This window comes from Minwuia sp. IMCC3060, from assembly GCF_029909435.1.
Taxonomy (GTDB): Bacteria; Pseudomonadota; Alphaproteobacteria; order Minwuiales; family Minwuiaceae; genus Minwuia.
Map to the genome: position 1 here is coordinate 1393800 of NZ_CP123782.1, position 23638 is coordinate 1417437.

At 63.9% G+C, this 23638-nt stretch carries 23 protein-coding genes; 7 read left to right on the forward strand and 16 right to left on the reverse strand.

Translation table 11 applies throughout. The features are described 5' to 3' along the window. Positions 1–129 precede the first annotated feature (129 nt). Together QGV54_RS06595 and QGV54_RS06600 are read right to left on the reverse strand one after the other, a co-directional pair. Positions 130–1268, reverse strand: a protein-coding gene (locus tag QGV54_RS06595) for an IS3 family transposase (RefSeq protein WP_281015974.1) whose coding sequence is annotated in 2 segments (ribosomal slippage) — positions 130–1004 and positions 1004–1268 — 1140 coding nt in all. Because the reading frame shifts where the segments join, the coding sequence is not laid out codon by codon here. An 84-nt stretch (positions 1269–1352) separates the two neighbouring features. Next, positions 1353–2111, reverse strand: a complete 759-nt coding sequence (locus tag QGV54_RS06600; protein ID WP_281020089.1) for a hypothetical protein — start codon at positions 2109–2111, stop codon at positions 1353–1355. 352 nt (positions 2112–2463) lie between these two features. Between QGV54_RS06600 and QGV54_RS06605 the strand changes: the two genes are divergently transcribed. Continuing rightward, positions 2464–2658, forward strand: a complete 195-nt coding sequence (locus QGV54_RS06605; RefSeq protein ID WP_281017633.1) for a hypothetical protein — start codon at positions 2464–2466, stop codon at positions 2656–2658. A 9-nt stretch (positions 2659–2667) separates the two neighbouring features. Here QGV54_RS06605 and gtdA read toward each other — a convergent pair whose 3' ends face one another. After that, the gene (gtdA, locus tag QGV54_RS06610; RefSeq protein WP_281017632.1) at positions 2668–3708 is read right to left on the reverse strand and encodes a gentisate 1,2-dioxygenase; all 1041 of its coding nucleotides are present in this window, start codon (positions 3706–3708) and stop codon (positions 2668–2670) included. A gap of 136 nt (positions 3709–3844) precedes the next feature. On the opposite strand from gtdA, the gene QGV54_RS06615 reads away from it, so the two are divergent. The 3 genes from QGV54_RS06615 (at position 3845) to QGV54_RS06625 (ending at position 6221) form a co-directional block, all read left to right on the forward strand. Beyond that, on the forward strand, positions 3845–4633 hold the full coding sequence (locus QGV54_RS06615) for a hypothetical protein (RefSeq protein WP_281017631.1): 789 nt from the start codon (positions 3845–3847) through the stop codon (positions 4631–4633). Positions 4634–4863: 230 nt separating this feature from the next. Next, positions 4864–5496 carry a hypothetical protein gene (locus QGV54_RS06620; RefSeq protein WP_281017630.1) on the forward strand — a complete coding sequence of 211 codons (633 nt, stop codon included), beginning with the start codon at positions 4864–4866 and terminating at the stop codon, positions 5494–5496. Next, positions 5493–6221, forward strand: coding sequence for a nitroreductase (locus QGV54_RS06625; protein ID WP_281017629.1), 729 nt, complete (start codon positions 5493–5495; stop codon positions 6219–6221). Before QGV54_RS06620 ends, QGV54_RS06625 begins: the two co-directional genes overlap by 4 nt. Before the next feature lie 72 nt (positions 6222–6293). On the opposite strand, the gene QGV54_RS06630 is transcribed toward QGV54_RS06625, so the two are convergent. Further along, on the reverse strand, positions 6294–7097 hold the full coding sequence (locus QGV54_RS06630) for a glycine/sarcosine/betaine reductase selenoprotein B family protein (protein ID WP_281017628.1): 804 nt from the start codon (positions 7095–7097) through the stop codon (positions 6294–6296). Between the two features lie 162 nt (positions 7098–7259). Continuing rightward, positions 7260–8504 (reverse strand): LLM class flavin-dependent oxidoreductase, encoded by a 1245-nt coding sequence (locus QGV54_RS06635; RefSeq protein ID WP_281017627.1) that lies wholly within the window; start codon positions 8502–8504, stop codon positions 7260–7262. Positions 8505–8564: 60 nt separating this feature from the next. On the opposite strand from QGV54_RS06635, the gene QGV54_RS06640 reads away from it, so the two are divergent. Together QGV54_RS06640 and QGV54_RS06645 are read left to right on the forward strand one after the other, a co-directional pair. Next, positions 8565–9848 (forward strand): acetyl-CoA hydrolase/transferase C-terminal domain-containing protein, encoded by a 1284-nt coding sequence (locus tag QGV54_RS06640; RefSeq protein ID WP_281017626.1) that lies wholly within the window; start codon positions 8565–8567, stop codon positions 9846–9848. Continuing rightward, positions 9848–10513, forward strand: coding sequence for a class I SAM-dependent methyltransferase (locus tag QGV54_RS06645; RefSeq protein ID WP_281017625.1), 666 nt, complete (start codon positions 9848–9850; stop codon positions 10511–10513). Before QGV54_RS06640 ends, QGV54_RS06645 begins: the two co-directional genes overlap by 1 nt. Positions 10514–10532: 19 nt before the next feature. On the opposite strand, the gene QGV54_RS06650 is transcribed toward QGV54_RS06645, so the two are convergent. The 4 genes from QGV54_RS06650 to QGV54_RS06665 all read right to left on the reverse strand — a co-directional run bounded on the left by QGV54_RS06650 (position 10533) and on the right by QGV54_RS06665 (position 14074). Beyond that, on the reverse strand, positions 10533–10931 hold the full coding sequence (locus QGV54_RS06650; RefSeq protein ID WP_281017624.1) for an NUDIX hydrolase: 399 nt from the start codon (positions 10929–10931) through the stop codon (positions 10533–10535). 98 nt (positions 10932–11029) lie between these two features. Then, positions 11030–11221: a hypothetical protein gene (locus QGV54_RS06655; protein WP_281017623.1), complete on the reverse strand. Its 192-nt coding sequence runs from the start codon at positions 11219–11221 to the stop codon at positions 11030–11032. Further along, entirely contained in the window at positions 11218–12894 is a 1677-nt protein-coding gene (locus QGV54_RS06660) for an FAD-dependent monooxygenase (RefSeq protein ID WP_281017622.1), read from the reverse strand. Before QGV54_RS06660 ends, QGV54_RS06655 begins: the two co-directional genes overlap by 4 nt. A gap of 22 nt (positions 12895–12916) precedes the next feature. Beyond that, positions 12917–14074, reverse strand: a complete 1158-nt coding sequence (locus QGV54_RS06665) for a 2'-deoxycytidine 5'-triphosphate deaminase (RefSeq protein WP_281017621.1) — start codon at positions 14072–14074, stop codon at positions 12917–12919. Positions 14075–14247: 173 nt separating this feature from the next. Here QGV54_RS06665 and QGV54_RS06670 point away from each other — a divergent pair, with 173 nt between their 5' ends. Beyond that, positions 14248–15873: an acyl-CoA synthetase gene (locus tag QGV54_RS06670; RefSeq protein ID WP_281017620.1), complete on the forward strand. Its 1626-nt coding sequence runs from the start codon at positions 14248–14250 to the stop codon at positions 15871–15873. Here QGV54_RS06670 and QGV54_RS06675 read toward each other — a convergent pair. The 7 genes from QGV54_RS06675 to QGV54_RS06705 form a co-directional block, all read right to left on the reverse strand. After that, complete coding sequence (locus QGV54_RS06675; protein ID WP_281017619.1) at positions 15847–16764, reverse strand: DMT family transporter; 918 nt, start codon at positions 16762–16764, stop codon at positions 15847–15849. The two genes, QGV54_RS06670 and QGV54_RS06675, sit on opposite strands and share 27 nt — an antisense overlap. 11 nt (positions 16765–16775) lie before the next feature. Continuing rightward, positions 16776–17627, reverse strand: coding sequence for an ABC transporter permease subunit (locus tag QGV54_RS06680; RefSeq protein ID WP_281017618.1), 852 nt, complete (start codon positions 17625–17627; stop codon positions 16776–16778). Then, entirely contained in the window at positions 17624–18547 is a 924-nt protein-coding gene (locus QGV54_RS06685; protein WP_281017617.1) for an ABC transporter permease subunit, read from the reverse strand. Before QGV54_RS06685 ends, QGV54_RS06680 begins: the two co-directional genes overlap by 4 nt. After that, positions 18544–19656: an ABC transporter ATP-binding protein gene (locus QGV54_RS06690; RefSeq protein WP_281017616.1), complete on the reverse strand. Its 1113-nt coding sequence runs from the start codon at positions 19654–19656 to the stop codon at positions 18544–18546. Before QGV54_RS06690 ends, QGV54_RS06685 begins: the two co-directional genes overlap by 4 nt. A 6-nt stretch (positions 19657–19662) precedes the next feature. Then, the gene (locus QGV54_RS06695) at positions 19663–20751 is read right to left on the reverse strand and encodes a polyamine ABC transporter substrate-binding protein (RefSeq protein ID WP_281017615.1); all 1089 of its coding nucleotides are present in this window, start codon (positions 20749–20751) and stop codon (positions 19663–19665) included. Between the two features lie 164 nt (positions 20752–20915). Then, positions 20916–22772 (reverse strand): dihydroxy-acid dehydratase, encoded by a 1857-nt coding sequence (ilvD, locus tag QGV54_RS06700; protein ID WP_281017614.1) that lies wholly within the window; start codon positions 22770–22772, stop codon positions 20916–20918. Between the two features lie 76 nt (positions 22773–22848). After that, positions 22849–23490 carry a hypothetical protein gene (locus QGV54_RS06705; protein ID WP_281017613.1) on the reverse strand — a complete coding sequence of 214 codons (642 nt, stop codon included), beginning with the start codon at positions 23488–23490 and terminating at the stop codon, positions 22849–22851. Positions 23491–23638 lie beyond the last annotated feature (148 nt).

Consider the following 23638-nt stretch of genomic DNA (forward strand, 5'->3'; position numbering starts at 1 on the left):
TAATTTTGGTTCATCGAATTCTTGGGGATGTTGGCCTTTTTTTCTTGGCATCCGGATATGCAGGTAAGAGAGGTGGTTCGGTTCGTTTGAACAGTTTCGAGCCGTTTCTTAGGTGGATTTTCCGCTTGGTTATGCCGCCACCGGGATTGGTTGCAACTTGATGTGATATGCCTGATCGGGCGTTTGCCCTTCCAGCGATGAATGCGGTCTCCTTGTGTTGTAGAAGGCCAGGTATCGGTCGATGCCCTGTCGGGCGGCTGACACGCTTTCATAGGCGTGCAGATAGACCTCCTCGTATTTGACGCTGCGCCAGAGCCGTTCGACAAACACGTTATCGCGCCAAGCGCCCTTGCCATCCATGCTGATCTGGATGTCGGCGTCCTTCAGCGCCTTGATGAAGTCAATGGACGTGAACTGTGATCCTTGGTCCGAGTTCATGATCTCCGGCTTGCCATATCTGCGCAGGGCATCATTCAAGGCCTCCAGACACGGCGCTGTTTCCAGCGTCACCGACAGCCGCCAGGCCAGAACCTTGCGGCTGAACCAGTCCAGAACGGCGACCAGATAGACGAACCCTCGGGCCATGGGAATGTAGGTAATATCCATGGCCCAGACCTGATTGGGCTGCGTCACGGCCAGCTTGCGCAGCAGGTAGGGATAGATCCTGTGACCGGGCGCAGGCTTGCTGGTGTTCGGTCTGCGATAGAGCGCCTCAATGCCCATCGTTTTCATGCAGGTTGCCACGTGCAGCCGCCCGGCCGTGAAGCCTTCCTGCCGCAGCAACCCTTTCATCATACGGCTGCCCGCGAACGGGTAGTCCATGTGCAACTCGTCAATTCTGCGCATAAGCTTGAGGTCCGCCGCACTGGTCGGGCGCGGCGCGTAATACAGGCTGCCCCGGCTGATCCCGAGAAGCCGGGCTTGCCGTGTCAGGCTCAGCCTGTGGTCCGGGCCCGTCATTTCCTTGCGCTCGGCAACAGACCGGCCTTGTCGAGCGCGCCCTCTAAAAAATCGTTTTCCAGCGCCAGCTGGCCAATCTTCGCGTGCAGGGACTTTACGTCGATCTGCGGCTCTTTCGCGGCCTTTGGCGTGTCATCGAAGACACCCGTTACGCCCTCAAGCAGCTGATCCTTCCACTGCTTGATCTGATTGGGATGCAGGTCGAACTGCGTCGCCAGCTCGCTCATCGTCCTGTCGCCCTTCAGCGCCGCCAATGCGACTTTCGCTTTGAAGGCAGGGCTGTGGTTCCGCCTGGGTCGTCTTGTCATCTTCGCTCCTTCGTCCCGGCAACGCTGCCGGATTGGGAGCAGAAAATCCACCTAACTCAACTGTCCAGATTTGTCGGGCCACCTCTAAGATCCCAGCTTTTGCCAATGCCGACCGATTTCGCGGGGCGATACACCAGTAGTTTGACCAACTGTCACGAAATTGTCTTTCGCAGGCGTACCAGGCTCGGAATCCGACGCTACCCTGAGCGTCGAACCCCTAGCCAAGTGCGCATCCACCAGTTCCATTAGGCGTTCCAATGCGCGACGCGGCTGCCAAGCAGCAATTTCGTCTATTGTCACTTTCTCGAGGCGAAGCTGCAGCTTCTGGTATGCAATACGCTCCAAGGCATATCGCAATTCCAGACATGCGTAGAGAAGCCGGTGATGGTCGCCGCTAGCTAGATGCGCCCGGGCACGCTCAATATGAGGGTCGGTGCCAAATACCAATCTTGCCTCACTGGAAACTAGTTCTTCCGCTGCTTCAAAAAAAAGCATGGCGGCAAATGCAGCCAGCTTCGCTTCGTCCTCTGTGTCGTACTGTCTCTTGGCAAAGTAGGGCGCGTCGCTCTCCTTCTCGACAATCCGCGCACTCCAGACTCGCCCCTTCTGGAATACCGTAATATTGAATCCGTCTGTGTTGATATACGGATTGCCGTTTCGCGAAATTCGCCATTTCCGCAACAACCAGTTACGTCGGCGCCGCGAAGCATTCCTGAGGACACGTTCTCGGTTGCGTGCTGCATCATAGTCCTGCTCCATATGGCCAGCGCAAACGCAACCCACGGCTAGCTCATCAGGATACTCTTGATGCGTCATGTAATGGACATAGCGTATGGACTGCACCTCGCACATCTCGCAAGTAGCATTTGGGGCCCCAAGGTCATCGATCCCGTTGCATGCCCAGCCTCGCTGTGGAACACCTGCGAGTGACCACTTTCCGGAACCGCGCGCGATCAGCCCTTCTTCGATATCACCATTCATTTGACACATTTAAAGTCGTTTGTGTGCAATCAACATGTTTTCAATCAGTGCATTTTTTTCATTGAAAATATCTTCATCTTCTCCCGAACATTTTTCATTGCTCGAATTAGCAGAGGGTATTCCTATGATATGGTCGATATGGTCTGTATTAAAGATAAAAATTGAGTAACATGCAATGAATTGCGAAGAATTTTTTTTGTGTGGCGAGAAAGCAATGCAGACCATGGAATTTGACGCTTATCAGGAACAACTCGCCAAGCGAAAGCAGGAGTTGGGGATCGTCATTGACCCCGATGCGTATCGCAATGACGGGTCGCGCCGTACCGCGTCGAAGCGCGCACTCTTGCAAGCCCTTGCAGACAATGCTGTAGCGCAGGGACGGTCGGTTCCCTTCAAGGCGAACTACTGAGAACTGCTCTCACCCGTTCCCGCGCTGTTCGCGCCAGAGGTCGAGCTTTTCCTGGACCGGACGGTCGGAGAAGCTGAAGAGGACGGCGTCGGTTGCCGCGTTCAGGCTGTACCAGGCCCATGACGGCACCACGAAATGGTCGCGGGGGCCGAAGCTGAAGGTCTCGTCGGCGATGGTGACGGTGCCCGTCCCCTCGACGACCGAGAACACCATGGCATCCGTGGCGCGATAGGGGACACCGGCGAAATCCCTCGGCAGCAACTGCATGAAGGTCGCCATGGTCGGGATGGCGTGGTCGCCGTTCACCGGGTTGACGTAGCGCAGCTTCAGACCCTGGGCCGGATCCCATTCCTCTGTCCGGCGCATGGTCTCCAGTGCGTCCCGGGTACGGCTGTAGGGATAGCTGAAGACGGGGGAGGTGTGGGTCGGCGCGGTATAGCCGTCGGGCAGCATGCCCTGGCCATAGCGGGCCAGTGAATCACCCACGGGCCGGGCGATGGGCTGGCGGTCCTGCCCCCATTTCTCCACGAAGCTGGCGTCGAACATGGTGATCATCGGAATGTCGAGCCCATCCAGCCAGACCATGGGTTCGGCGGAATCATTGCCATGGTCGTGCCACGTCCAGCTTGGCGTGATGACGAAATCACCGGGCTGCATCAGGGCCTTCTCGCCATCGACAGCGGTATAGGCACCATTGCCCTCCACCACGAAGCGCAGGGCCGACTGGGTATGGCGGTGGGCGGGCGCGACCTCGCCCGGCAGGATGAGTTGCAGACCGGCGTAGAGGGAGGTGGTGATCTTCGCCTCACCCGGCATGCCGGGATTCTCCAGGATCAGGACACGGCGTTCCGCCTCCTTCGCCGTGATCAGGTCGCCGGAGGCCATGATGTGCGGGCGGATCTCGTCATAGCGCCAGAGGGCAGGGCGGACCCGGCTCTTCGGCTCCTTCGTGATCAGGTCGTGCAGCACCTCCCACAGGGGCGCCATGTTGAGGGGGCGGATCTCGTCATAGAATCCTTCCCGCCGTTGCTGTTGCGCCTGATCCGGCATATTGCTCTCCCCGGGGATGACTGGTCGCGCGGGTTTGGCCCGCACCGATTGTTTCTGCCCTGATCTTCGGCCACAATCCGGCCCTGTTGCAACCTGCTGGCGCACCTGCCGCCCTCGTCTGAACGGAATTTCCCACGTGTCTGTCATAAGCGATATCTCTGCCGGCGTTGGCCTGATGGCCCGCGCGCCTGCCGCCTTCCTCGGGATCTGTGTGGTCGGCGCGCTGGTGGAGACCATGCTGGCCCTTGGCGGCTACCTGATGCTGGGACCCTTCGTGGTGACGGTATTCGGGGCCTACATGCTGATCGTGCTGGCGACAGAAGTCTGTCTCGGCGTGACCGCCTTCCGGGCCATCGACTGGCGGCCGAAGGCGCCGCAACTGCTGTCGACGCTGGTTTCCGGACTGCTGATCTTCGTCATCTTCATGGTGACCCTGCTGCCGTTCTCGCTGGTCTTCCTGATGGTCGCCGCCCCGCCCCTGCCTGCCGAACCGGCACAGTCGGCGGAGGAGATGGAGGCGATGTTCGGCAGTTTTCTGGAGCAGTTGCTGGCCAACCCGACCAGCGTGGCATTCATGGTGGCCGGGACGGTGACCGTTCTGGCATTCGCGGCCTCCCGATTTGCCATGGTGCCGGTGATCTCCATCGCCTGGCAGCTCGACTTCGGCGAAGCCCGAAAGCGCCACGCGGAACGTTTCATGGGCCTGCGCTGGCGCCTGTTCCGGGCCTTTCTGGTTCTGCTTGGCCTGTCGTTCCTGATGAGCTTCGGCGCGGGCAGGGTCATTGGCGGACCGCCGGGCGTGCTGCTGGGGGGGCTCGCCGACTGGATCATCGGCCTAGCCCTGCCGATCTCCGTCGCCGCCGCGGTGCTCTATGACAGCGCCATGAGCCAGCAGGGTGGGGCGACCGGGTCTTCCGGGGAGTGAGCCGGTTCCTTGCCGACCTTTGCGGTGGTCTGTCGATCACACGCGCCGTTCTCGTCGCAGTGGCCGTGTTTGTCCTGTTCGGTACCGGCGTTGACCTGGCCTTTGATTCCCTGACAGGGAGTCTGCTGGCAGAGGGGGCATCTGGCTTTGCCGGGCTTTCGTTGCCCGCCCTGGCATTGATCCTGAGCTGGCTGACGCCGGTCGTCATCGCGTTTCTGCTGACACTCTTCATGATCGAGATCGCCGCTGTCGGGGCGGACCGGCGTTCGGGCAAGGATGTCCGGATGCAACTGGCATTCAAGCCGGATGTGGCCTGGGCATTGCTGGTCTCGGGCTTCTTCAGCCTGCTGATCGTCCTGCTGCTTTCGTGGTTGCTCTCCTCCTTCCTGTCGGTTTTCCTGGCCTCGGCGGCGGTTCGGACTGGCGCTGGAGATGATGCGGACAGCCTGTTCTCCACACTGGTGCTGATCGGCTTTCTTCAGCACCTGCTGTCGCTGATCGCATTGGCCTTCGGAGTCTCCCGCTTTGCGCTGATACCCATAATCGCGCGCCATCATGGTGTCGGTTTCCGCGAGGCATGGAAGCGTCAGACTCATGGGTTCGATCATTACTATGGCAGTGTCCGAAACCGCTTCTTTCGTGTCTTTCTCGCATTGCTGCTTGCTGATGCAGCACTTGCCCTGGCCGTCACGCGGGTGATGGGTGCGGATCTGATCCTGTATCCGGTCTCGGTGCTGTTGATCACCGTGTTGCCCGTTGCTGTCGCGACCCATATGGTCCGCAGCCAGCCTGTGCCGCACAGCGATACCGATGAAGTTGCGGCGACCGATGCCGAAAACCCTGGGGAGGGAGATCCAGAATGAATGTAGCCAATGCCTTTGAAGCGGTGATCAATCACACCGCCGCTGATGTCTCTCACACACCGGAGGAGGCGATCGTTTCCCGCCGCTCTGTGCGCGGGTTCCTGCCTGATCCGGTGCCGATGGAACTGGTGCGGCATATCCTTGAGGTCTCGGCGCGGGCGCCTTCGGGGACGAACATGCAGCCCTGGCAGGGGCATGTGATGGTGGGCGCGAAGCTGAAGGCGCTGTGTGATGCCGTGCGCGATGCCCACTTCAACAGCCCCGAGGGGCACGAGAAGGAGTACAAGTACTACCCCGATGCCTTTTTCGAGCCCTATCTGGGGCGGCGGCGCAAGGTCGGGCTGGACCTCTACAAGCTGGCCGGCGTCGCCAAGGGCGATACGGCGAAGATGCGGGAGCAGTCGGGCCGCAATTACCTGTTCTTCGATGCGCCTGTCGGGATGATGTTCACCATCGACAAGCGGCTGGAGATCGGCAGCTGGCTCGACTACGGCATGTTCCTGCAGAACATCATGACCATCGCCCGGCAATATGGGCTACACACCTGCCCGCAGGCGGCCTGGCCGACCTATCACTCCGTGGTCAAGGAACAGCTCGGCATCCCGGAGGACCAGACCGTGGTCTGCGGTATTGCGCTGGGATACGAGGATACCGGTCTGGTCGAGAACACGCTGCGGACGGAGCGGGAGCCGGTGGACGGCTTCATGACCTTCCACACGGATTGAGGCACCGCGCGCCCATGCTCAGGCGCGGGAGCGGTACCATGGGTTCCCGGGGCCGGTCACGGACGCCCGCCTCTACTTCCGCAGCTGATACTCCCGCGTGGTCTGCTTGAAGAAGACTGTGACTTCCTCCCCCCAGACATAGGGCAGGTCGACCAGTTCGCCCGCTGTCGTACCGGTGGCGGCGAGGCTGAGCGCGTCTTCCAGGATGCGGCGCTGCTGGGCCGCGTCCTCGGGGCGGCCGAAGGCGTTGCCCATGGGGAAGTTCACGAACACCGTGCGCGGTGGCTTCACCTGGGCCGAGAGGTCGCGGCCGGTCGATACCAGCACGGTGGGAATCCCGGCCTCCTCGACAGCGCGGGCGACCAGCCCGGCGGTCTGGTGATCCAGCGGGCAGGCCGGTACCAGGACCAGCAGATCGACGCCATCGGCCTTCAGCTCGGCGATGAGCTCGGCGGCCTTCTCCAGTGTCGCGGTGCGCTTGTAGATGCGGCCCATGAAGCCGCTCCAGAGCCGCGGCGCGACGCGACCGATCACCCCGTCGGCAGCGAGCTCGCGCAGGCGCTGGATCGGGAACTGGCAGTTGATGTCGGCGCTGGCGTCGGTGTGGTCGTAATAGTTGTCGTTGATCTCGAAACCGTCTTCGGGCCAGTCGCTGGCAATCTCGTCCAGCCGGAGATCGTTGCGCGCATCGGGATCGAAGCCCGGCACCCCGCGGCACGACGCGCCCGAAGTCGTCAGCATCGAGACGCAGCAGTCCGACAGCGGCCTAGTCAGCTTCGTGATCGGCGCGTCCTCGTTGATCGTCCACTGATACGGCGGAAAGCCGAGAGATTGGTACTTCTCGTTCAGGCGGTCGACATATTTCACGGGCTCCATCAGTTTCCTCCCCTTTGATGGTGCGGTCCTGCAAGTCCAGGACATCTTCACGGAATGCGTAGCCGGTGCGCGCAGAAACCCGATCGCCTGCGACCGTGGCTCCCTTCCGTTCAGCAAGGAGCCGGTCCGTCAGCAGGATACAGGGCCCGACCGACGGCGCCGTCAGTCGTCCCCGGCAGCAGCCCTCTTTGCGGCTTCCTTCTCCGCCATCTGTGCCTTGAGCTGTTCCGGCGTCAGGCGGACAATGTCCTCGTTCTGATGGCTGTAGATGTCGTAGCCGTCGGTGGTCAGTTCCTCCAGCACGATGCGGCCGGCAAGCACGTCCTGCTTCCAGGCTTCCTGCGCCTCCCGCTCCGCATGGAACTCGGGCATGACCTCCCGCGCGAACAGCTCGTAGCTCCTGCAGATGTCCTCGTGACTGGTCCGGCCCGCCTGTGCCACCAGGATGATCTGGTCGACATGGGCATCCGCGAACATGCGCAACTTCTTGCGCAGGGTGGCGGGGCTGCCGACCAGCGCATTGGCCAGTGCTTCCTTCGCCTTGTCGGTTTCACGCCAGTCCTGGTAGGCGGCCCAGAGGTCGCTCTTGCCCGGCGCATCGACACCCATGCGCCCATAGTAGGACAGGGCGAAGATGAAGAAGGTCCAGCCTGACGCCTTCTCGATGGCTTCCTCATCCGTTTCCGCACAGAAGAAACCGTTGGCGACCGCCACATTGGGGTTGATGGGATAGTCGGTCAGCTTCTGCTGCCGGTGCAGCAGGTTGTTGTAATAGCGATGCACCCAAGCCTGCGCCGCGTCCGCATTGACGAAGCTGAAGCCCAGCGCCCCCATGCCCCATTCACCGGCCTTGCCGATGGTCTGGATGTTGGAACAGGCCACCCACAGCGGCGGATGCGGCTTCTGGATCGGCTTCGGCACCACATTGCGGGCCGGGAACTTGAAGAACTCGCCCTCGAACGACCAGTCGGTCTTCGTGAACATGGGGATGATGGCCTGCACGGCCTCCTCCCACCGGTCACGCTTGGACCGGACCTGAACGCCGAAGGGATGCAACTCCGCCGGGCCCGCGCCTTCGCCCAGACCCAGTTCGACGCGACCGTTGGTCAGCAGGTCCAGGGTCGAGACCTTCTCCGCCACCCGATGCGGCTGGTTCGTGGTGATCTGGACGATGCCGTGGCCGAGGCGAATGTTCTTCGTGCGCTGGCTCGCGGCACCCAGGAACACTTCGGGCGCGGAGGCGTGCGAATATTCCTCGAGGAAATGATGCTCCACGACCCAGGCGTGGTCATAGCCCAGGCTGTCCGCCAACTCGATCTGATCGAGGGATTCATTGATTGTCCGCTGCTCGCTCCTGTCATCCCAGGGGCGCGGAATCTGATGCTCGTAGAAAATGCCGAATTTCATCGCGTTGTCCTCCCACTGCGACGAATGTAACCTCCCGACGCTCTTATGGGGAGGGATTCAATGACCGAATGGCTGAATGGCAGCGATGCAGTGCGCCGGATACCGGCGGGCAGCACAGTCTATGTCCAGGGTGGACCGGGGGAGCCGACGGACCTGGTCGCGGCCATGGCGGCGGACGCGGACTGTGGCAATGGCTGCACCTTCGTGTCGGTCTGCGTGCCGGGGGTGAACCGCACGGACTACAGCCAGTTGCACGGGAATGCCCGTGGCATCGGCTTCTTCGGGACGCCGCAGACGGCTGATTCGCTTCTGAGCGGACGCATGTCCCTGATTCCGAAGCAGTACCACGGCCTCTACCGCTATCTGGAGCAGGATCTGGACGTCGATGTGGCGGTCATCCAGGTCGGGCCAGCGCGCGCCGATGGCAGCTATCCGCATGGTCTGGGCGTGGACAGCCAGCCTGCCGTGCTGGACAAGGCGAAGCTGGTGATCGCGGAGGTCAATCGCGCGATGCCGGTCGGCGGTAGCGCGACGCCGGTTCCCGCCAGCCGGATCGACATTGCGGTGGAGGTGGATCACCCGGCACTGGAGCTGCGGGTGGGCGATGTGACAGAGGATGTCCAGAATGTCGCGGACCATGTCACGTCGCTGATCCATGACGGCGACTGCATCCAGATCGGTATCGGCACCCTGCCGATCGCGGTCCTGCGCGGGCTTGTGACCAAGAACGATCTGGGGGTCCATTCGGGCATGCTGGCCGACGGCATGCCCGAATTGATCGACGGCGGCAACATGAATGGCCGCCGCAAGACCATCGACACCGGCATCATGCTTGGCGGCGTCAGCATGGGCTCGCAGGCACTCTATGACTGGACCGTCGGGCGGCAGGACATTGTCTACAAGCCCATCAGCTATACCCACGACTCGGCGCTGATCGGGCAGATCGACAATTTCGTCTCGATCAATTCGGGACTGGAGATCGACCTGTTCGGCCAGTTGAATGCGGAGACGCTGAAGGGCAGGCAGGTCTCCGGCACCGGTGGATCGGTGGACTTCATGCGCGGTGCCGCACGCAGCCGCGGCGGGCGCTCCATCGTTGCCATGACGGCGACTGCGGCAGGGGGAAAGATCAGCCGCATCGTCCCGACCATCGATCCGGGCAGCGTGGTCACCGGACTGCGCACCGATATCGATCATGTGGTGACGGAACATGGCGTGGCGAACCTGCGGAACCTGCCGGTGCATCATCGCCCCGCCGCACTGATCGAGATCGCGGGACCGGATTTCCGCGACAGCCTGCGGGATGCCTGGCGCGACATGGCAAAGGGCCGCTGGCCGGCCTGATGGATACGGTTCTTTCAGTCGAGGCGGCACGGGCGCATTACGATGCGCTCGGTCAGGGTCAGGACAGGGAGATGCGCTATGCGGAGGCGGCCTTCTCCCGCCTGATCGGCGCCGTGGAGTTTTCTGCTGTCCGATCGGTCGTGGAACTCGGACCGGGGACAGGGATGCTGGCCGCGCGGCTGTTGCGTGATCATCTGGGTCCCGACACGACGTGGCTGGGGCTGGATATCAGCCCCAGGATGCGCGAACTGGCGGAGGAACGGCTTGCCGCTTTCGGGGACCAGGTCCGGCTGGATGATTGTGCGGGTGATGGCCGGCTGGCATTGTCGGACGCTTCAACCGATCTTGTTGTCGCGACCTATGTCCTGGATCTGCTCTCGCCCGCCGCCATCGCCCGGTTCCTGGAGGATGCCTCACGCGTCCTGAAGCCCGGTGGTCAACTGGCCGTCGCCGGTCTGGCACCCGGCACCTTCAGCCACGCCGGACTGACCATGACGGTCTGGACCATGGTGCAGCGCGTGGCGCCGCGCCTGGTCGGCGGCTGCCGGCCCATACAGCTGGAGCGTCGGCTGGATCCGCAGGTCTGGCAGCCCACGCACCGGAGCCGGGTCACCGCCGGGGGCATTCCGTCGTCGGTTCTGGTCGCGCAGCTGTCGGGCACGTGAAGCCCGTGTCCCGATCCGGCTACAGGTCTCGCGCCGCCTCCAGATAGTGGCGCAGCGGCGGATAGAGGCGCAGTTCCAGGGCGGCTGACGCTGTCAGCCAGCGCGCCTCCGCAATCTCGACCGGGTCCAGATGGACGGTCGGTCGTGCCTCCAGGTCCGTCGCATGGATCTCGATCCGTTCCGTGCGCTGTTGCCAGCGATGGGTCTCGGCGTGGACGCAGGTGAAGGCCGTTTCGGGAATGCTGATTCCGGTCTCCTCCAGCAGTTCCCGCGCCGCGCCGCTCCTGAATGTCTCGCCCCGGTCTACGCGGCCGCCGGGCAGGGTATGCCAGCGATTGTAGCTGTTGCGGACCAGCAGAAACTCCTCGCCGACCCTGACAAGCGCCAGTGCCCCGCGCAGCTTCGGTCGGAACAGCACGCTGCCGACCCGGTAAGTGGAATAGAGCCCGCGATACCCCAGTCGGGCGAGCCGGTGCCGGGCATGGACAGTCGGACGGATGATGTCCGCGTCCGGTTTCAGGTCAGATCCTCCAGCGCCTGTTCCATCAGGCGTTGGCAGAGTTCCGGGTCGCCGGTCTCCCGCCCTAGCAGCAGGGCAAGCTTGGCGAGAAACATGGTTTCATGTTCGGGTCCGGCGCGGTCGACGGCATGGGCCAGCGCCTCCCACCAGACTTCCAGGGCTTCGGTGTCCATCGGTGTGCCGGTCATGCCGCTGCCTCCAGCCCCAGGGAACGGAGCAGGGCCCTGCGGATGAACGCCGGGTCAGGCGTGTCCCAGCGGGCCGCGATGTGTCCGTCCGGCCTGACCAGGCAGCCTGCGTCCGGGGTTGCCGCCCCCAGAACAGCACGTGCCCGGCCCTCGGAGTCCACCAGGCAGAAGCCGTCGAACGCCGGGTCGGGTCGGTCCAGCACCGTCACGACATCAACCTCATGCCCGGCGGACGTCTCCGCCAGCAGGGACCGGTGGTTGCCGAACTGGATCAGGGTGGGGCGCAGCTTCACATGGTCCAGCAGGAAGCCCTTGCCGCTCCCATTCCCGTCCCGCCATTCCACCGGGCAGGTGGGCAGGGTTGCCCCGGCGGGTGGTCCGGGCAGGTTCGGGTCGGTCGGGGTGTTGATGATGGAGGCGGGGAAGACAATCGCCGTGGTCTGGCGCGGATTGACCAGGGGCCTGGCGAACTCGTGGCTCACCGCAAGGCTCAGTGCCGCGTCGCGCAACAGGGTGTGACCGCGTGACGGCGGTGTCATGAACAGGGTGCTCTTGCGCGCCTGGCTGATGTTCTCGTGCGCCGCGAAGACCCGTTCCTGGCTGTAGCTGTCCAGCAGTCGGTCGCCGCCGGTGCCCTGGATCACCGCCGCCAGCTTCCAGGCCAGGTTGCCCGCGTCGTCGATGCCTGAATTCAGGCCGCGCACGCCGAATATCGGCACCAGATGGGCGGCGTCACCGGCGAACAGCACCCGACCGTGGCGATAGCTTTCCAGGGTCAGGCAATGGGCCTTGTAGAGGCTCATCCAGACCAGCTCGTAGTCCGGATCCTCCCCGATCATCTCCAGATGGGCGGAGATGCGGCTGCGCACCCGTTCCTCCTTCAGTTCCTCCTCCGCGTCATCCTCGTCCCGCAACTGGTAGTCGACCCGCCAGATGTCCTTCGGCTGCCTGTGCATCAGCACCGTGGCACGCGGGTTGGAGACCGGATCGAACCAGGCCCGCCGCTCCGTCGGATGCTTCGATGCATGACGGATGTCCGCGATCAGGTATCGCCCCTCGTAGGACGTGCCCTTCATCTTCAGCCCCAGTGACTGGCGCACGAAGCTGTGGGCCCCGTCGCAGGCGACCAGCCAGTCCGACGCGAGTTCATAGGTACCTGACGCCGTTTCCACGGTCACCGTCGCCCCGTCCGCATCATGTTTCAGACCGGTCACGGTGCTGGACCAGCGCAGGTCGATATCGGGATGTTGCAGCGCGGCATCGATCAGGAACTGCTCGGCAAAGCACTGCTGGATGTTGATCATTGGCGGATGTTTCTGGTCCGCATCGTCATGCATGGCCAGCGAGAAGACGGTGTGGTCGTGCCAGAAGCTGCTGCCGCCGGTCCAGGCGAGACCCATGTCGAGCGCGGGCTGTGCTGCCCCGAAGCGTTCCCAGATCTCCAGTGAGCGGCGGGAGGTGCAGGTGGCACGACTGCCGAAACTGGCGCTGTCGCGCGGCTCGATCACCGTGCAGGGTACGCCATGACAGGCGAGGCCCAGCGCCAGGGTCAGGCCGATGGGGCCACCGCCAACGATGATGACCGGAACGCGACCGCCCCTGCCGTCCAGCTCGGGGGGCGGTGTGAAGGGGTAGCGCGGAAAGGCGTCATAGATGTCTCGCCCGATCACCATCCCGTTCTCTCCCCCGTTCGGATCAGCCCTTGCGAAAGTGCTTCGACAGCTTCAGGCCCTGTCCCTGATAGTGGCTGCCGATCTCCGCGCCGTACAGGGTTTCGGGTGTCTCGCTCAGCCGTTCGTAGACCAGGCGGCAGACGCGCTGGCCGTGGGCCAGTTCGAAGGGAACCTCGTGGCTGCGGACCTCCAGAACGGCGGGTGTCCCGCCACCGGACGCGGCCCCGTAGCCGAAGCCCGGATCGAAGAAGCCCGCATAGTGAATGCGGAACTCGCCGAACGACGTGTCATAGGCCACCATCTCCGCCGCCGAGTCGGGCGGCACCGCGACCCTTTCCCGGCTGACCAGGATGTAGAACTGGTTCGGGTCCAGGATCAGTGTCCTGTCGGCATTGGCATGTACCGGCTCCCAGAACTCCTCCACCGGGTAATGGTCGATGCGGTTCAGGTCGATCAGCGGGGCATGATGCCGGGCGCGGTATCCGATCAGCCCGTCATGGCTCTCGCCCGAAAGATCGACGGAGACCCAGAGCCCGTCGCGGATGGTCGGTTCGGCGCCGTCCAGGCTCTCCGGGCTCACCAGCGCGCTGCGCTGATGCAGTTCCCGGTGCAGACTGTCGGAGGGGCGTGACTTGCCACGCCAGACGCGCAACTGGTTCAGACGCAGCCCGGCGCTGACCAGCACGGAGAAGGTGCGCGGCGCGATCTCGAGATACAGCGGCCCCTCGTAGCCTGCCGCGACGCTCTCGAAGCTCTCGCAGTAGTCGGTGACCAGGCGGGTGAACACGTCCAGCCGGCCCGTGGAACTCTTCGGGTTGGTCTTGGCCGACAGGTCGCGGGACAGGCGCACCCGTTCCTGCAGCTCGACGATATAGACGCAGCCCCGCTCCAGCACCGTTGGTGTGCCGAGATCGATCTCGTGCATCGTCAGGCGGTCGAGCTTCTGCTTCACGGTGGAGGCCGCGCCGGGCAGGAAACTTGTCCTGACCCGCCAGGCCCGGCGACCGAGCCGCAGGTCCAGGCTGGCGGGCTGGATCAGCTCCTCAGGTACCCCGCCATCGGCGGAGATCCGACCCTCTTCCACCAGCCGCCGCAGGGCCTGACCGGGCAGGATACCGCTCCGTCTTGCGCGTTCCTGTGTGCCGCCGGTGTCTGCCGCTGAATTCTGGCCTGAAGCCATTCCCGCCCCCGATAACCGCTATCCTGCACCGGCGTTGTTGATCGCCCGTGAACCATCGGCTTTTATGGCCCCTGAATCAGGTCCAGAGTCAACCGTGCGCAGCGCCATCAGTCGAGTCCCGACGCCTGCACGACTGACCGCAAGCAGGGACCAGCACCAGGGAGAGACGTTCCATGAGCCGGGAAGCCTACGCCAACAATCTCGACATGAACCTTGCGAACAGCACGGTGCTGTCGCCGCTCAGCCTGATCCGGCGGTCGGCGGCGGTCTATCCCGACAAGCCGGCACTGGTGCACGGTGACGTGACACAGAGCTGGTCGGAGACCTATGCCAACTGTGTCCGGCTGGCTTCGGCGCTGAAGGGCCGGGGCATCGGCGAACTGGATACCGTCGCCATCATGTGCCCGAACACGCCGCCGATGTACGAGGCGCATTTCGGTGTTCCCATGATCGGTGCCGTGCTCAACGCCCTGAACTATCGCCTGACCGCGCCGGAGATCGCCTTCATCCTGGACCATGGCGAGGCGAAGGCGCTGATCACCGACACCGAGTTTGCCCCGATCATCAAGGAGGCACTGCAGATCATCGGTCGCGACATGCTGGTGATCGACATTGCCGATCCGCAGGGGCCGGGCGGTGAGCGTCTGGGCGAGATCGAGTATTACGACTTCCTCGGCGAGGGCGATGCCGAAATGGAATGGTCGATGCCGGAGGATGAGTGGCACAAGATCGCCCTCAACTATACCTCTGGCACGACGGGCAACCCGAAGGGTGTCGTGTTCAGCCATCGCGGGGCCTATCTGAACTCCATCAACAATGCGCTGACCTGGGAGATGCCGACACACACGCGCTACCTCTGGACCCTGCCGATGTTCCATTGCAACGGCTGGTGCTTCCCCTGGACGCTGGCTGCGGTGGCCGGAGTGAGCATCTGTCTGCGCCGGGTGGATTCGGGCACGATCTATGACGCCATCGCCACCCACAACGTCACGCATCTGTGTGGCGCGCCGATCATCATGCAGTTCATCACCGGCGCCAGTGAGGAGCAGAAGAAGCCCTTCGACCAGAAGGTCAACATGATGGTCGCCGCCGCCCCGCCGCCCGCCGCCGTGCTGGCCGAGATGGCGCGTCAGGGCTTCGAGGTGACGCATGTCTATGGCCTGACGGAGAGCTACGGCCCCTGCGTGGTCTGTGCCTGGAAGGACGAGTGGGACGACCTGAGCGCCGACGAGAAGGCGCGGATGAAGGCCCGTCAGGGCGTCACCTCCATCATGCAGGAGGCGCTGATGGTGGCCGACCCGGAAACCATGGAACCGGTGCCGATGGACGGCCAGACCATGGGCGAGGTGATGATGCGCGGCAATGCCATCATGTGCGGCTATCTGAAGAACCCGAAGGCCACCGACGACGCCTTCAAGGGCGGCTGGTTCCATTCCGGCGACCTGGGGGTCTGGCATCCGGATGGCTATATCGAGCTGAAGGACCGGTCGAAGGACATCATCATCTCCGGCGGCGAGAACATCTCCTCCATCGAGGTGGAGGACACGCTGTATCGGCATGAGGCCGTTGCGGCCTGCGGTGTCGTGGCCAAGCCCAGCGAGAAGTGGGGGGAGACGCCTGTCGCCTTCATCGAGCTGAAGCCCGGCAAGTCAGCCACGGCGGAGGAGATGATCGCATTCATCAGGGAGCATCTGGCTGGCTACAAGTGCCCGCGGGAGATCGTCTTCGGCGAAGTGCCGAAGACGTCGACCGGCAAGATCCAGAAGTTCAAGCTACGTGATCTTGCCCGGGCGGGGTGACGAGGCGGTGGCGACAAGGCCGCGTGCCACCTTGCGTTCGCGATAGAAGGTATAGATGCCGCTGCAGACGATGATGGCGGCACCCAGCAGGGTGAGCGGTCGCGGCACATCGCCGAACACGAACATGCCGATCAGCAGCGCCCAGACCAGCATGGTGTAGCGGAAGGGGGAGACGAAACCGATGTCCCCCACCCGCATCGCCATGGTGATGAAGATATAGCCGAAGCTGACGAAGAAGGCCGCGCCACCCAGCCGCAGCAGGTCGTGGGGGGCAACCGGGTTCCAGCCCTGCACCACCGAGGCAATACCCGACATGCCGGTGACGGCGAGCGATGTCACCAGTGTGACGAAGATGTTGGGCACGGCGCGGTCGAGCTGGCGGGTGCTCAGGTCACGCAGGACCACGAAGATGACTGTGGTCAGGGCAACCAGGGAATAGACGTTGAAGCCTTCCGATCCCGGCCGGACGATCAGCAGCACGCCGATGAAACCGGCCGCGATGGCACTGTAGCGCCGCCAGCCCACCGGCTCCTTCAGGAACAGTGCCGCAGCCAGCGTCATGGCCAGCGGCAGGGACTGCAGGATCGCCGAGACATTGGCGATGGGCATGTGGAACAAGGCGGTCAGGAAGCAGATCATCTGCCCCATGTCACCCAGCGTCCGCCAGACCATGATCCGCCGGTCCCGGCCGGCGGGCCGGAAGCGCAACGCGCCCTGCCACCAGGCGATCAGCAGGATCAGCGTCGTGGTACCGACGCCGCGCAGGAAGACCGCCTGAAACAGGTTCAGGTTGGTGGAGACGAGCTTCATCAGCGTGTCGTTCAGCACGAAGGCGGCCATCGCGGCCATCATCAGGCCGGCGCCGCGCAGGTTCTCGGCAAGTGGTGTCATCGGTTTCGAGATCAGTTCCCGTCCATGGCGCCTTCGCGACGGAATGCAGCCCGCACCTGTCTGGCGTGACGCCGTTCCGTGCGCAGCATGATCCAGCCCGAGAGCAGGACGCCGGATGCGACCACGGCGACGATCAGGGTTGCAAGTGCATTGATGTCGGGGCTGACCCCCAGCCGGACCTTGGAGAAGATCAGCATCGGCAGGGTCGTGGCACCGGGGCCCGTGACGAAGCTGGCGATGACCAGGTCATCCAGCGACAGGGTGAAGGCCAGCAGCCAGCCCGACAGCAGGCCGGGCATCAGCATCGGCAGGGTGATGCGGCGCAGCACGGTGAAGGGCCGCGCGCCGAGATCCATCGCTGCCTCCTCCAGCGCCCGGTCGAGACCGGCGACGCGGGAGCGCACCACGACCGCGACATAGGCGGCGGCGAAGGTGATATGGGCGATGATCACAGTCGTCATCCCGCGACCGGCAGGCCAGCCGACGATCTGTTCCATGGCGATGAACAGCATCAGCAGCGACAGGCCGGTGATCACCTCCGGCATCACCAGCGGCGCGGTCAGCATGGTCGAGAAACCGGTGCGTCCGCGAAACCGTCCGAAGCGGGAAAGCGCATAGCCAGCCAGTCCGCCGATCACCACCGCCACGGTGGCGCTGATGGCCGCGATCTGCAGGGACATGGAGGCGGCACCGAGCACCTGCGGATCCCGGAACAGCTCCCCGTACCACTTCACCGACCATCCGCCCCAGACCGCCACCAGCCGCGAGGCGTTGAAGGAATAGACGATCAGCACCAGGATCGGCAGGTAGAGAAACGCGAACCCGGCCCAGAGGCAGAGGGTGAGAAAGCTGCCGCGCCTCATCCCTGTTCCGCCCGTGACTGGGTGCGATCCAGCAGCAGGATAGGCACGATCAGCAGCAGCAGCAGGATGGTGGCGAGTGCGGAGGCCACGGGCCAGTCGCGGTTGTTGAAGAATTCCTGCCACATGATCTTGCCGATCATCAGCGTGTCCGGTCCGCCGAGCAGTTCCGGGATGACGAACTCCCCTGCAGCCGGAATGAAGACCAGCAGGCAGCCCGCAGCCATGCCGGGCAGGGACAGGGGCAGGGTGACCCGCCAGAAGGTCGTCGCGGGGCGCGCGCCGAGGTCTGCCGCTGCCTCCAGCAGACTGCCGTCCAGCCGCTCCAGCGTGGCGTAGAGCGGCAGGATCATGAACGGCAGGTAGGAATAGACAATGCCGAGCTGTACTGCGAACTCCGTGTTCAGCATTCGCATGGGATCATCGATGACCCCCAGCCACATCAGGGCGCTGTTGATCATCCCCTGATCCTGCAACAGCGTGGACCAGGCGTAGACCCGGATCAGGAACGAGGTCCAGAACGGCAGGATCACCAGCAACAGCAGCGGGGTGCGCATGCCCGGCTCCGCCCGCGCAATGGCATAGGCCATGGGATAGCCGATCAGCAGGGTCAGCAGTGTGGAGATCGCGGCGATCCGGAGGGAGCCCAGCAGGGCCTGCAGATACAGCGGGTCGTCCAGGATCAGGGCGAAATTGGCCCAGGTCGCCTGCAGCACCGGCCAGCCGTCCTGCCAGATCAGGAAGTCACTGACCGGGGGGACGGAATAGGCGGCCTCCGACAGGGAGATCTTGATGACGAACAGGAACGGGATGGCGAAGAACAGCAGCAGCCAGGCGGTCGGGATCAGGATGCCGATCAGGCGTCCGCGGCTGGTGCTGAGCGCGGGACTGTCCGCCACCCGATCTGCCGCCGCGTCGGTCATTGATGCAGCACCACCGGTGCCTGGGGATCCCACTCCACTTCCACGGCATCCTCCCAGGTCAGCGGCTCGTCGCGTCGGCGGGTGATGTTGGTGCGGGAGACCTGGACGATGCGCCCGTCTGCCAGTCGCACATGGAAGATCGACAGGTCACCGAGATAGGCGATGTCCTCCACCTTTCCGGCCAGGAAGTTGCTGGCCGGAGCCGCTTCGGCGGGGGCAGGCCCGGCCTTGCGGATGCGCATCTTCTCCGGGCGGATGCCGATGGCGATCTGGCTGCCGGATTCCGCAGCCACCCTGTCCTCCATCACGATGGGACAGGGCAGGGCAGGGCAGTGAACGGCACTGTTCTCCGGATCCGCCTTGCCCTCGAAGACATTGATGGTGCCGATGAACTCTCCGACCATCCGGTTGGCGGGGAACTCGTAGATGTCGCCCGGGGTTCCGACCTGCACGATCCTGCCGGCGTTCATGACCGCGAGCCGGTCGGAGAGTGTCATCGCCTCTTCCTGGTCATGGGTGACCATGATGAAGGTGATGCCGACCTTGACCTGGATATTGGCCAGTTCGAACTGCGTCTTCTCCCGCAGCTTCTTGTCCAGCGCCGCCAGGGGTTCATCCAGCAGCAGCAGCTTGGGACGCTTCACCAGGGCGCGGGCCAGGGCGACGCGCTGGCGCTGGCCACCGGAGAGCTGATGCGGCTTGCGGCGGCCGTATTCGCCGAGTTGCACCATCTCCAGCGCCTCCGCGACCCTGTCGTCGCGTTCCGACTTCACGACATTCTCCTGCTCCAGGCCGAAGGCCACGTTCTGCGCCACGCTCATGTGCGGAAACAGGGCATAGGACTGGAACATCATGTTCACCGGGCGGCGATAGGCGGGGACGTCCGCCATGTCCTGCCCGTCGATCATGATACGGCCACTGGTCGGCGTCTCGAAGCCGCCCAGCATGCGCAGCAGGGTTGTCTTGCCACAACCCGAACCGCCCAGCAGGGAGAAGTACTCCCCACGCCGGATCTCCAGATCGATACCATCAACGGCCAGCGTGCCGCCGAAGTCCTTGGTGACGCCCTGGATGCTGACCAGGGTGTCTGTGCTGTCGGCGGCGGCCAAGTGCCTTTACTCGCCCGTACGGACCTTGGTCCACGACCGGTTGACGGCGCGGGTGAAGCGGGGCGATTTCAGCACTGCGGCGAACAGCTTCTCCTTCACCGCGTCGCTGGGAAAGATGGACGGATTGCTGCGAATCTGCTCATCCACCATGGGAAGTGATTCGGTTACTGCATTGGCATAAAAGACATAGTTGGTCACGCCAGCGATGTTCTTTGGCTCCAGCGCGAAATTGATGAAGGCATGGGCGGCATCCAGATGCGGTGCGCCGGTGGGAATGGCCATCATGTCGAACCAGATGAAGGTGCCTTCACGCGGGATCTTGTATTCGATCTCGACGCCGTTGCCGGACTCGGCGGCACGCGCAGCGGCAATGAAGATGTCGCCCGAGAACCCGGCGGCGACGCAGATCTCACCGTTGGCCAGGTCATTGATGTAGCGGGAAGAATGGAAGTAGCGGTAGTGCTGGCGGATCTTCAGCAGGTGATCCTCCGCCTTCTGGAGCCAGTCCATGTCCTCGGCCGCCTGGTCGCCACCCAGATAGTTGATCACCAGGGGAATGATCTCCTCCGCCGAGTCCACCAGCGTTACGCCGCAGTCGGCCAGCTTGGCCACCGTCTCCGGGTCGAACAGTAGATCGAAGGTATCCAGCGGCACGTCGCCCAGCCGCTCCCGAACCTTCTTCACATTGACACCAATGCCGTTGGTGCCCCACTGCCAGATGGCGCCATATTCCAGGTCGGGATCGACGGTGCGGACCCGGTCCATCAGCACGGGATCGAGGTTGGCGAGGTTGGGGATCTTCGACTTGTCCAGCTTCTGCACCGCGCCCGCCTTGATCAGGCGGCCCAGCGTCGGCATGGCGGTCGGGACGACCAGGTCATAACCGGAACTGCCGGCCAGCAGCTTGGCCTCCAGCACGTCATTGGAATCATAGACGTCGTAGTTCACCTTGGTGCCGGTCGCCGCCGTGAAATCGGCCAGTGTCGTCTCGCCGATGTAGTCGGACCAGTTGTAGAAATTCAGTTCACTCTCGGCCTGAACCGCGGCGGGCAGAAGGGTGGCAGCAGCCACCAGGGAGATCAGGGAACGTCGCACAGCAGGTGGCTCCTCGACAGGACATGAAACATGTCTGCGATTCGTACTCCGGCGCCGGGTTGCTGGCAATGGCTGGCTGCGGCGATCGGCGCGAATCAATGATCAGCGAGGGCGCAGGGCTGTCGGCGCTGCGGGACCGGCGCGCGGCCCCCGCAGCGACAGCCTCACTTCATCTCCGACAGCACCGCCGGATCGCGCACGGCGCCGTGGGCGGCGGAGCGGGTGAGGGCGGCGTAGGCCTGCAGGGCGCGGGAGACCTTGCGGTTGCGACCGACGGCCTGCCAGCCGCCGTCGCCGCGGTTGTTCATGGCGTCGCGACGGGCGGCAAGGGTTTCATCGTCCACCAGCAGTTCGATGCTGCGGGCCGGAATGTCGATACGGATGCGGTCGCCGGTTTCCACCAGCCCGATGGTGCCCTTTTCCGCCGCCTCCGGTGAGGCATGGCCGATGGACAGGCCCGATGTGGCGCCGGAGAAGCGTCCGTCGGTCAGCAGCGCGCAGGTGGTGGCCAGCCCCATCGCCTTCAGCATCGACGTGGGCATCAGCATTTCCTGCATGCCGGGGCCGCCGCGCGGGCCTTCGTAGATGATGACGACGACATCGCCCTCGACCACTTCCCCGCCCATGATCCCGGCGGAGGCGGCGTTCTCCGAATGGAAGACCTTGGCGGGGCCTTCGAACTTCAGGATCGACGGATCGACCCCGGCGGTCTTCACGATGCAGCCGTCCTCGGCCAGGTTGCCGCTCAGCACGGCCAGGCCGCCATCCTGCGAATAGGCATGTTCAACGTCGCGGATGCAGCCAGCCGCCCGGTCGGTGTCGAGGGTCTCGTAATAGCTGTCCTGCCCGAAGGCCTCCAGCATGCGGCGGCGGCCCGGCGCGGCGCGGTAGAAATGGCGGATCACCTCGTCCTTCGTGACACGCACGTCATACAGCGACAGCTTCTCCGCCAGCGTCAGGCCGAGGACATCGGTGGTGGAGGTGTCAAGCAGTCCGCCGCGCGCCATCTCACCCAGGATCGCCATGATGCCGCCCGCGCGGTGCACATCCTCCATGTGATATTCGGGGACGGAAGGGGAGACCTTGCACAGGTTCGGCACCTTGCGCGACAGGCGGTCGATGTCCTCCATGGTGAAGGGGATTTCCCCCTCGAACGCGGCAGCCAGCAGATGCAGCACCGTGTTGGTCGATCCGCCCATGGCGATGTCGAGCGACATGGCGTTCTCGAAAGAGGTCCGGTTGGCGATGGACCGCGGCAGAACCTCCATGTCGTCCAGCTCGTAGTAGCGGCGGGTCAGTTCCACGATCTGGCGACCGGCCTTCTCGAACAGACCGCGCCGCAGGGCGTGGGTGGCGAGAATGCTGCCGTTGCCGGGCAGGCCGAGGCCCAGGGCCTCCACCAGGCAGTTCATCGAATTGGCCGTGAACATGCCGGCGCACGATCCGCAGGTCGGGCAGGCGATATCCTCGATGGCCTGCACATGTTCGTCGGGCAGGTTCGGGTTGTTGCCCGCGACCAGTGCATCCACGGCATCGACGATCTGCTCCCGCCCCGCGATGACGGCCTTGCCGGCTTCCATCGGACCGCCGGACACGAAGATGGTGGGGAGGTTCAGCCGCATGGCGGCCATCAGCATTCCGGGGGTGATCTTGTCGCAATTGGAGATGCAGACCAGCGCGTCGGCGCAATGGGCGTTGACCATGTACTCGATGGAGTCGGCGATGATCTCCCGGCTGGGCAGGCTGTAGAGCATGCCCTCATGCCCCATCGCGATGCCGTCATCGACGGCGATGGTGTTGAATTCCTTCGCCACCGCACCGGCCTTCTGGATCTCTCCCGCCACAAGCTGGCCCAGATCCTTCAGATGCACATGCCCGGGCACGAACTGGGTGAAGGAGTTGGCGATGGCCACGATGGGCTTGGCCATGTCCTGATCCGCGGTACCCGTAGCGCGCCAGAGGGCGCGGGCTGCCGCCTGGCCCTTGCCCTGCGTGGTGCGATGCGAACGATATTCAGGCATGTCTTCCTCCCGGTCTGAACACACCATTTCTACCGAATCTCGGGGCGGGCCACCAGAGACGTAGGAACGGCACGGATCAGCGGGCGAAGGCACGCATGTGAAACCCCGCATGGGCAGGTGTGTAGCGCCAGGCCGTGCCAACCGGGCAGGCCCGCCGTGCGCGACAGCCCTGGGTCATGCAGTCATCGCCCGCTGGCTTCGCCAGATGGTCGCGGCATCCCTCCGCGTCGTAGGCCGTGCCCGTGAAGGCATCGACCGGACAGGCCGACAGGCAGGGACGGTCCCGGCAGCTCTCGCAGGGGGACGTCGCATCAGGCGGGTCCAGCGCCAGCACCCGGTCGAACAGCAGGGCCGCGCGCAGGGCAAACCAGAGGCCGTAGCGCGGATGGATCGCCAGGCCGAGCGGGGAAACGAAGGCCTCGCCCGTCGCCAGCATCCAGGTCACGAACGGCTGCCAGGGCGGACCATCGAAGGGATAGCTGACGGTGGCACCGAACTCCTCCGCGACCGGTTCCATGACCTGCCGGGTCCAGCGGTTGACGGGATCGCTGCGCGGGTCGGCTTCGGGCAGGCCCGGTACATGCGAAACCATCTGTGACCCGGCATTGCCGACCATGACACGGGTCTGCCCGCCCTCGACAATGCCGCCGAGCAGCACAAGGCCATGGGCGCCCAGGCGCGTCTCCAGTCCGATCAGCAGATTGGCCTTGCCGGTCATGGTCCCGGCATCCGCAGGAGTGCTTGTCTCATGTGTCGCCTTCTGCTTCTATCGCGGAAATGAGAACATAAAAGGAACAATGTCATGGTTGCTTCAGGACCGGTACGCGGCAGATGTCTGTGTGGTGCGGTGGCATTCGAGGTCAATG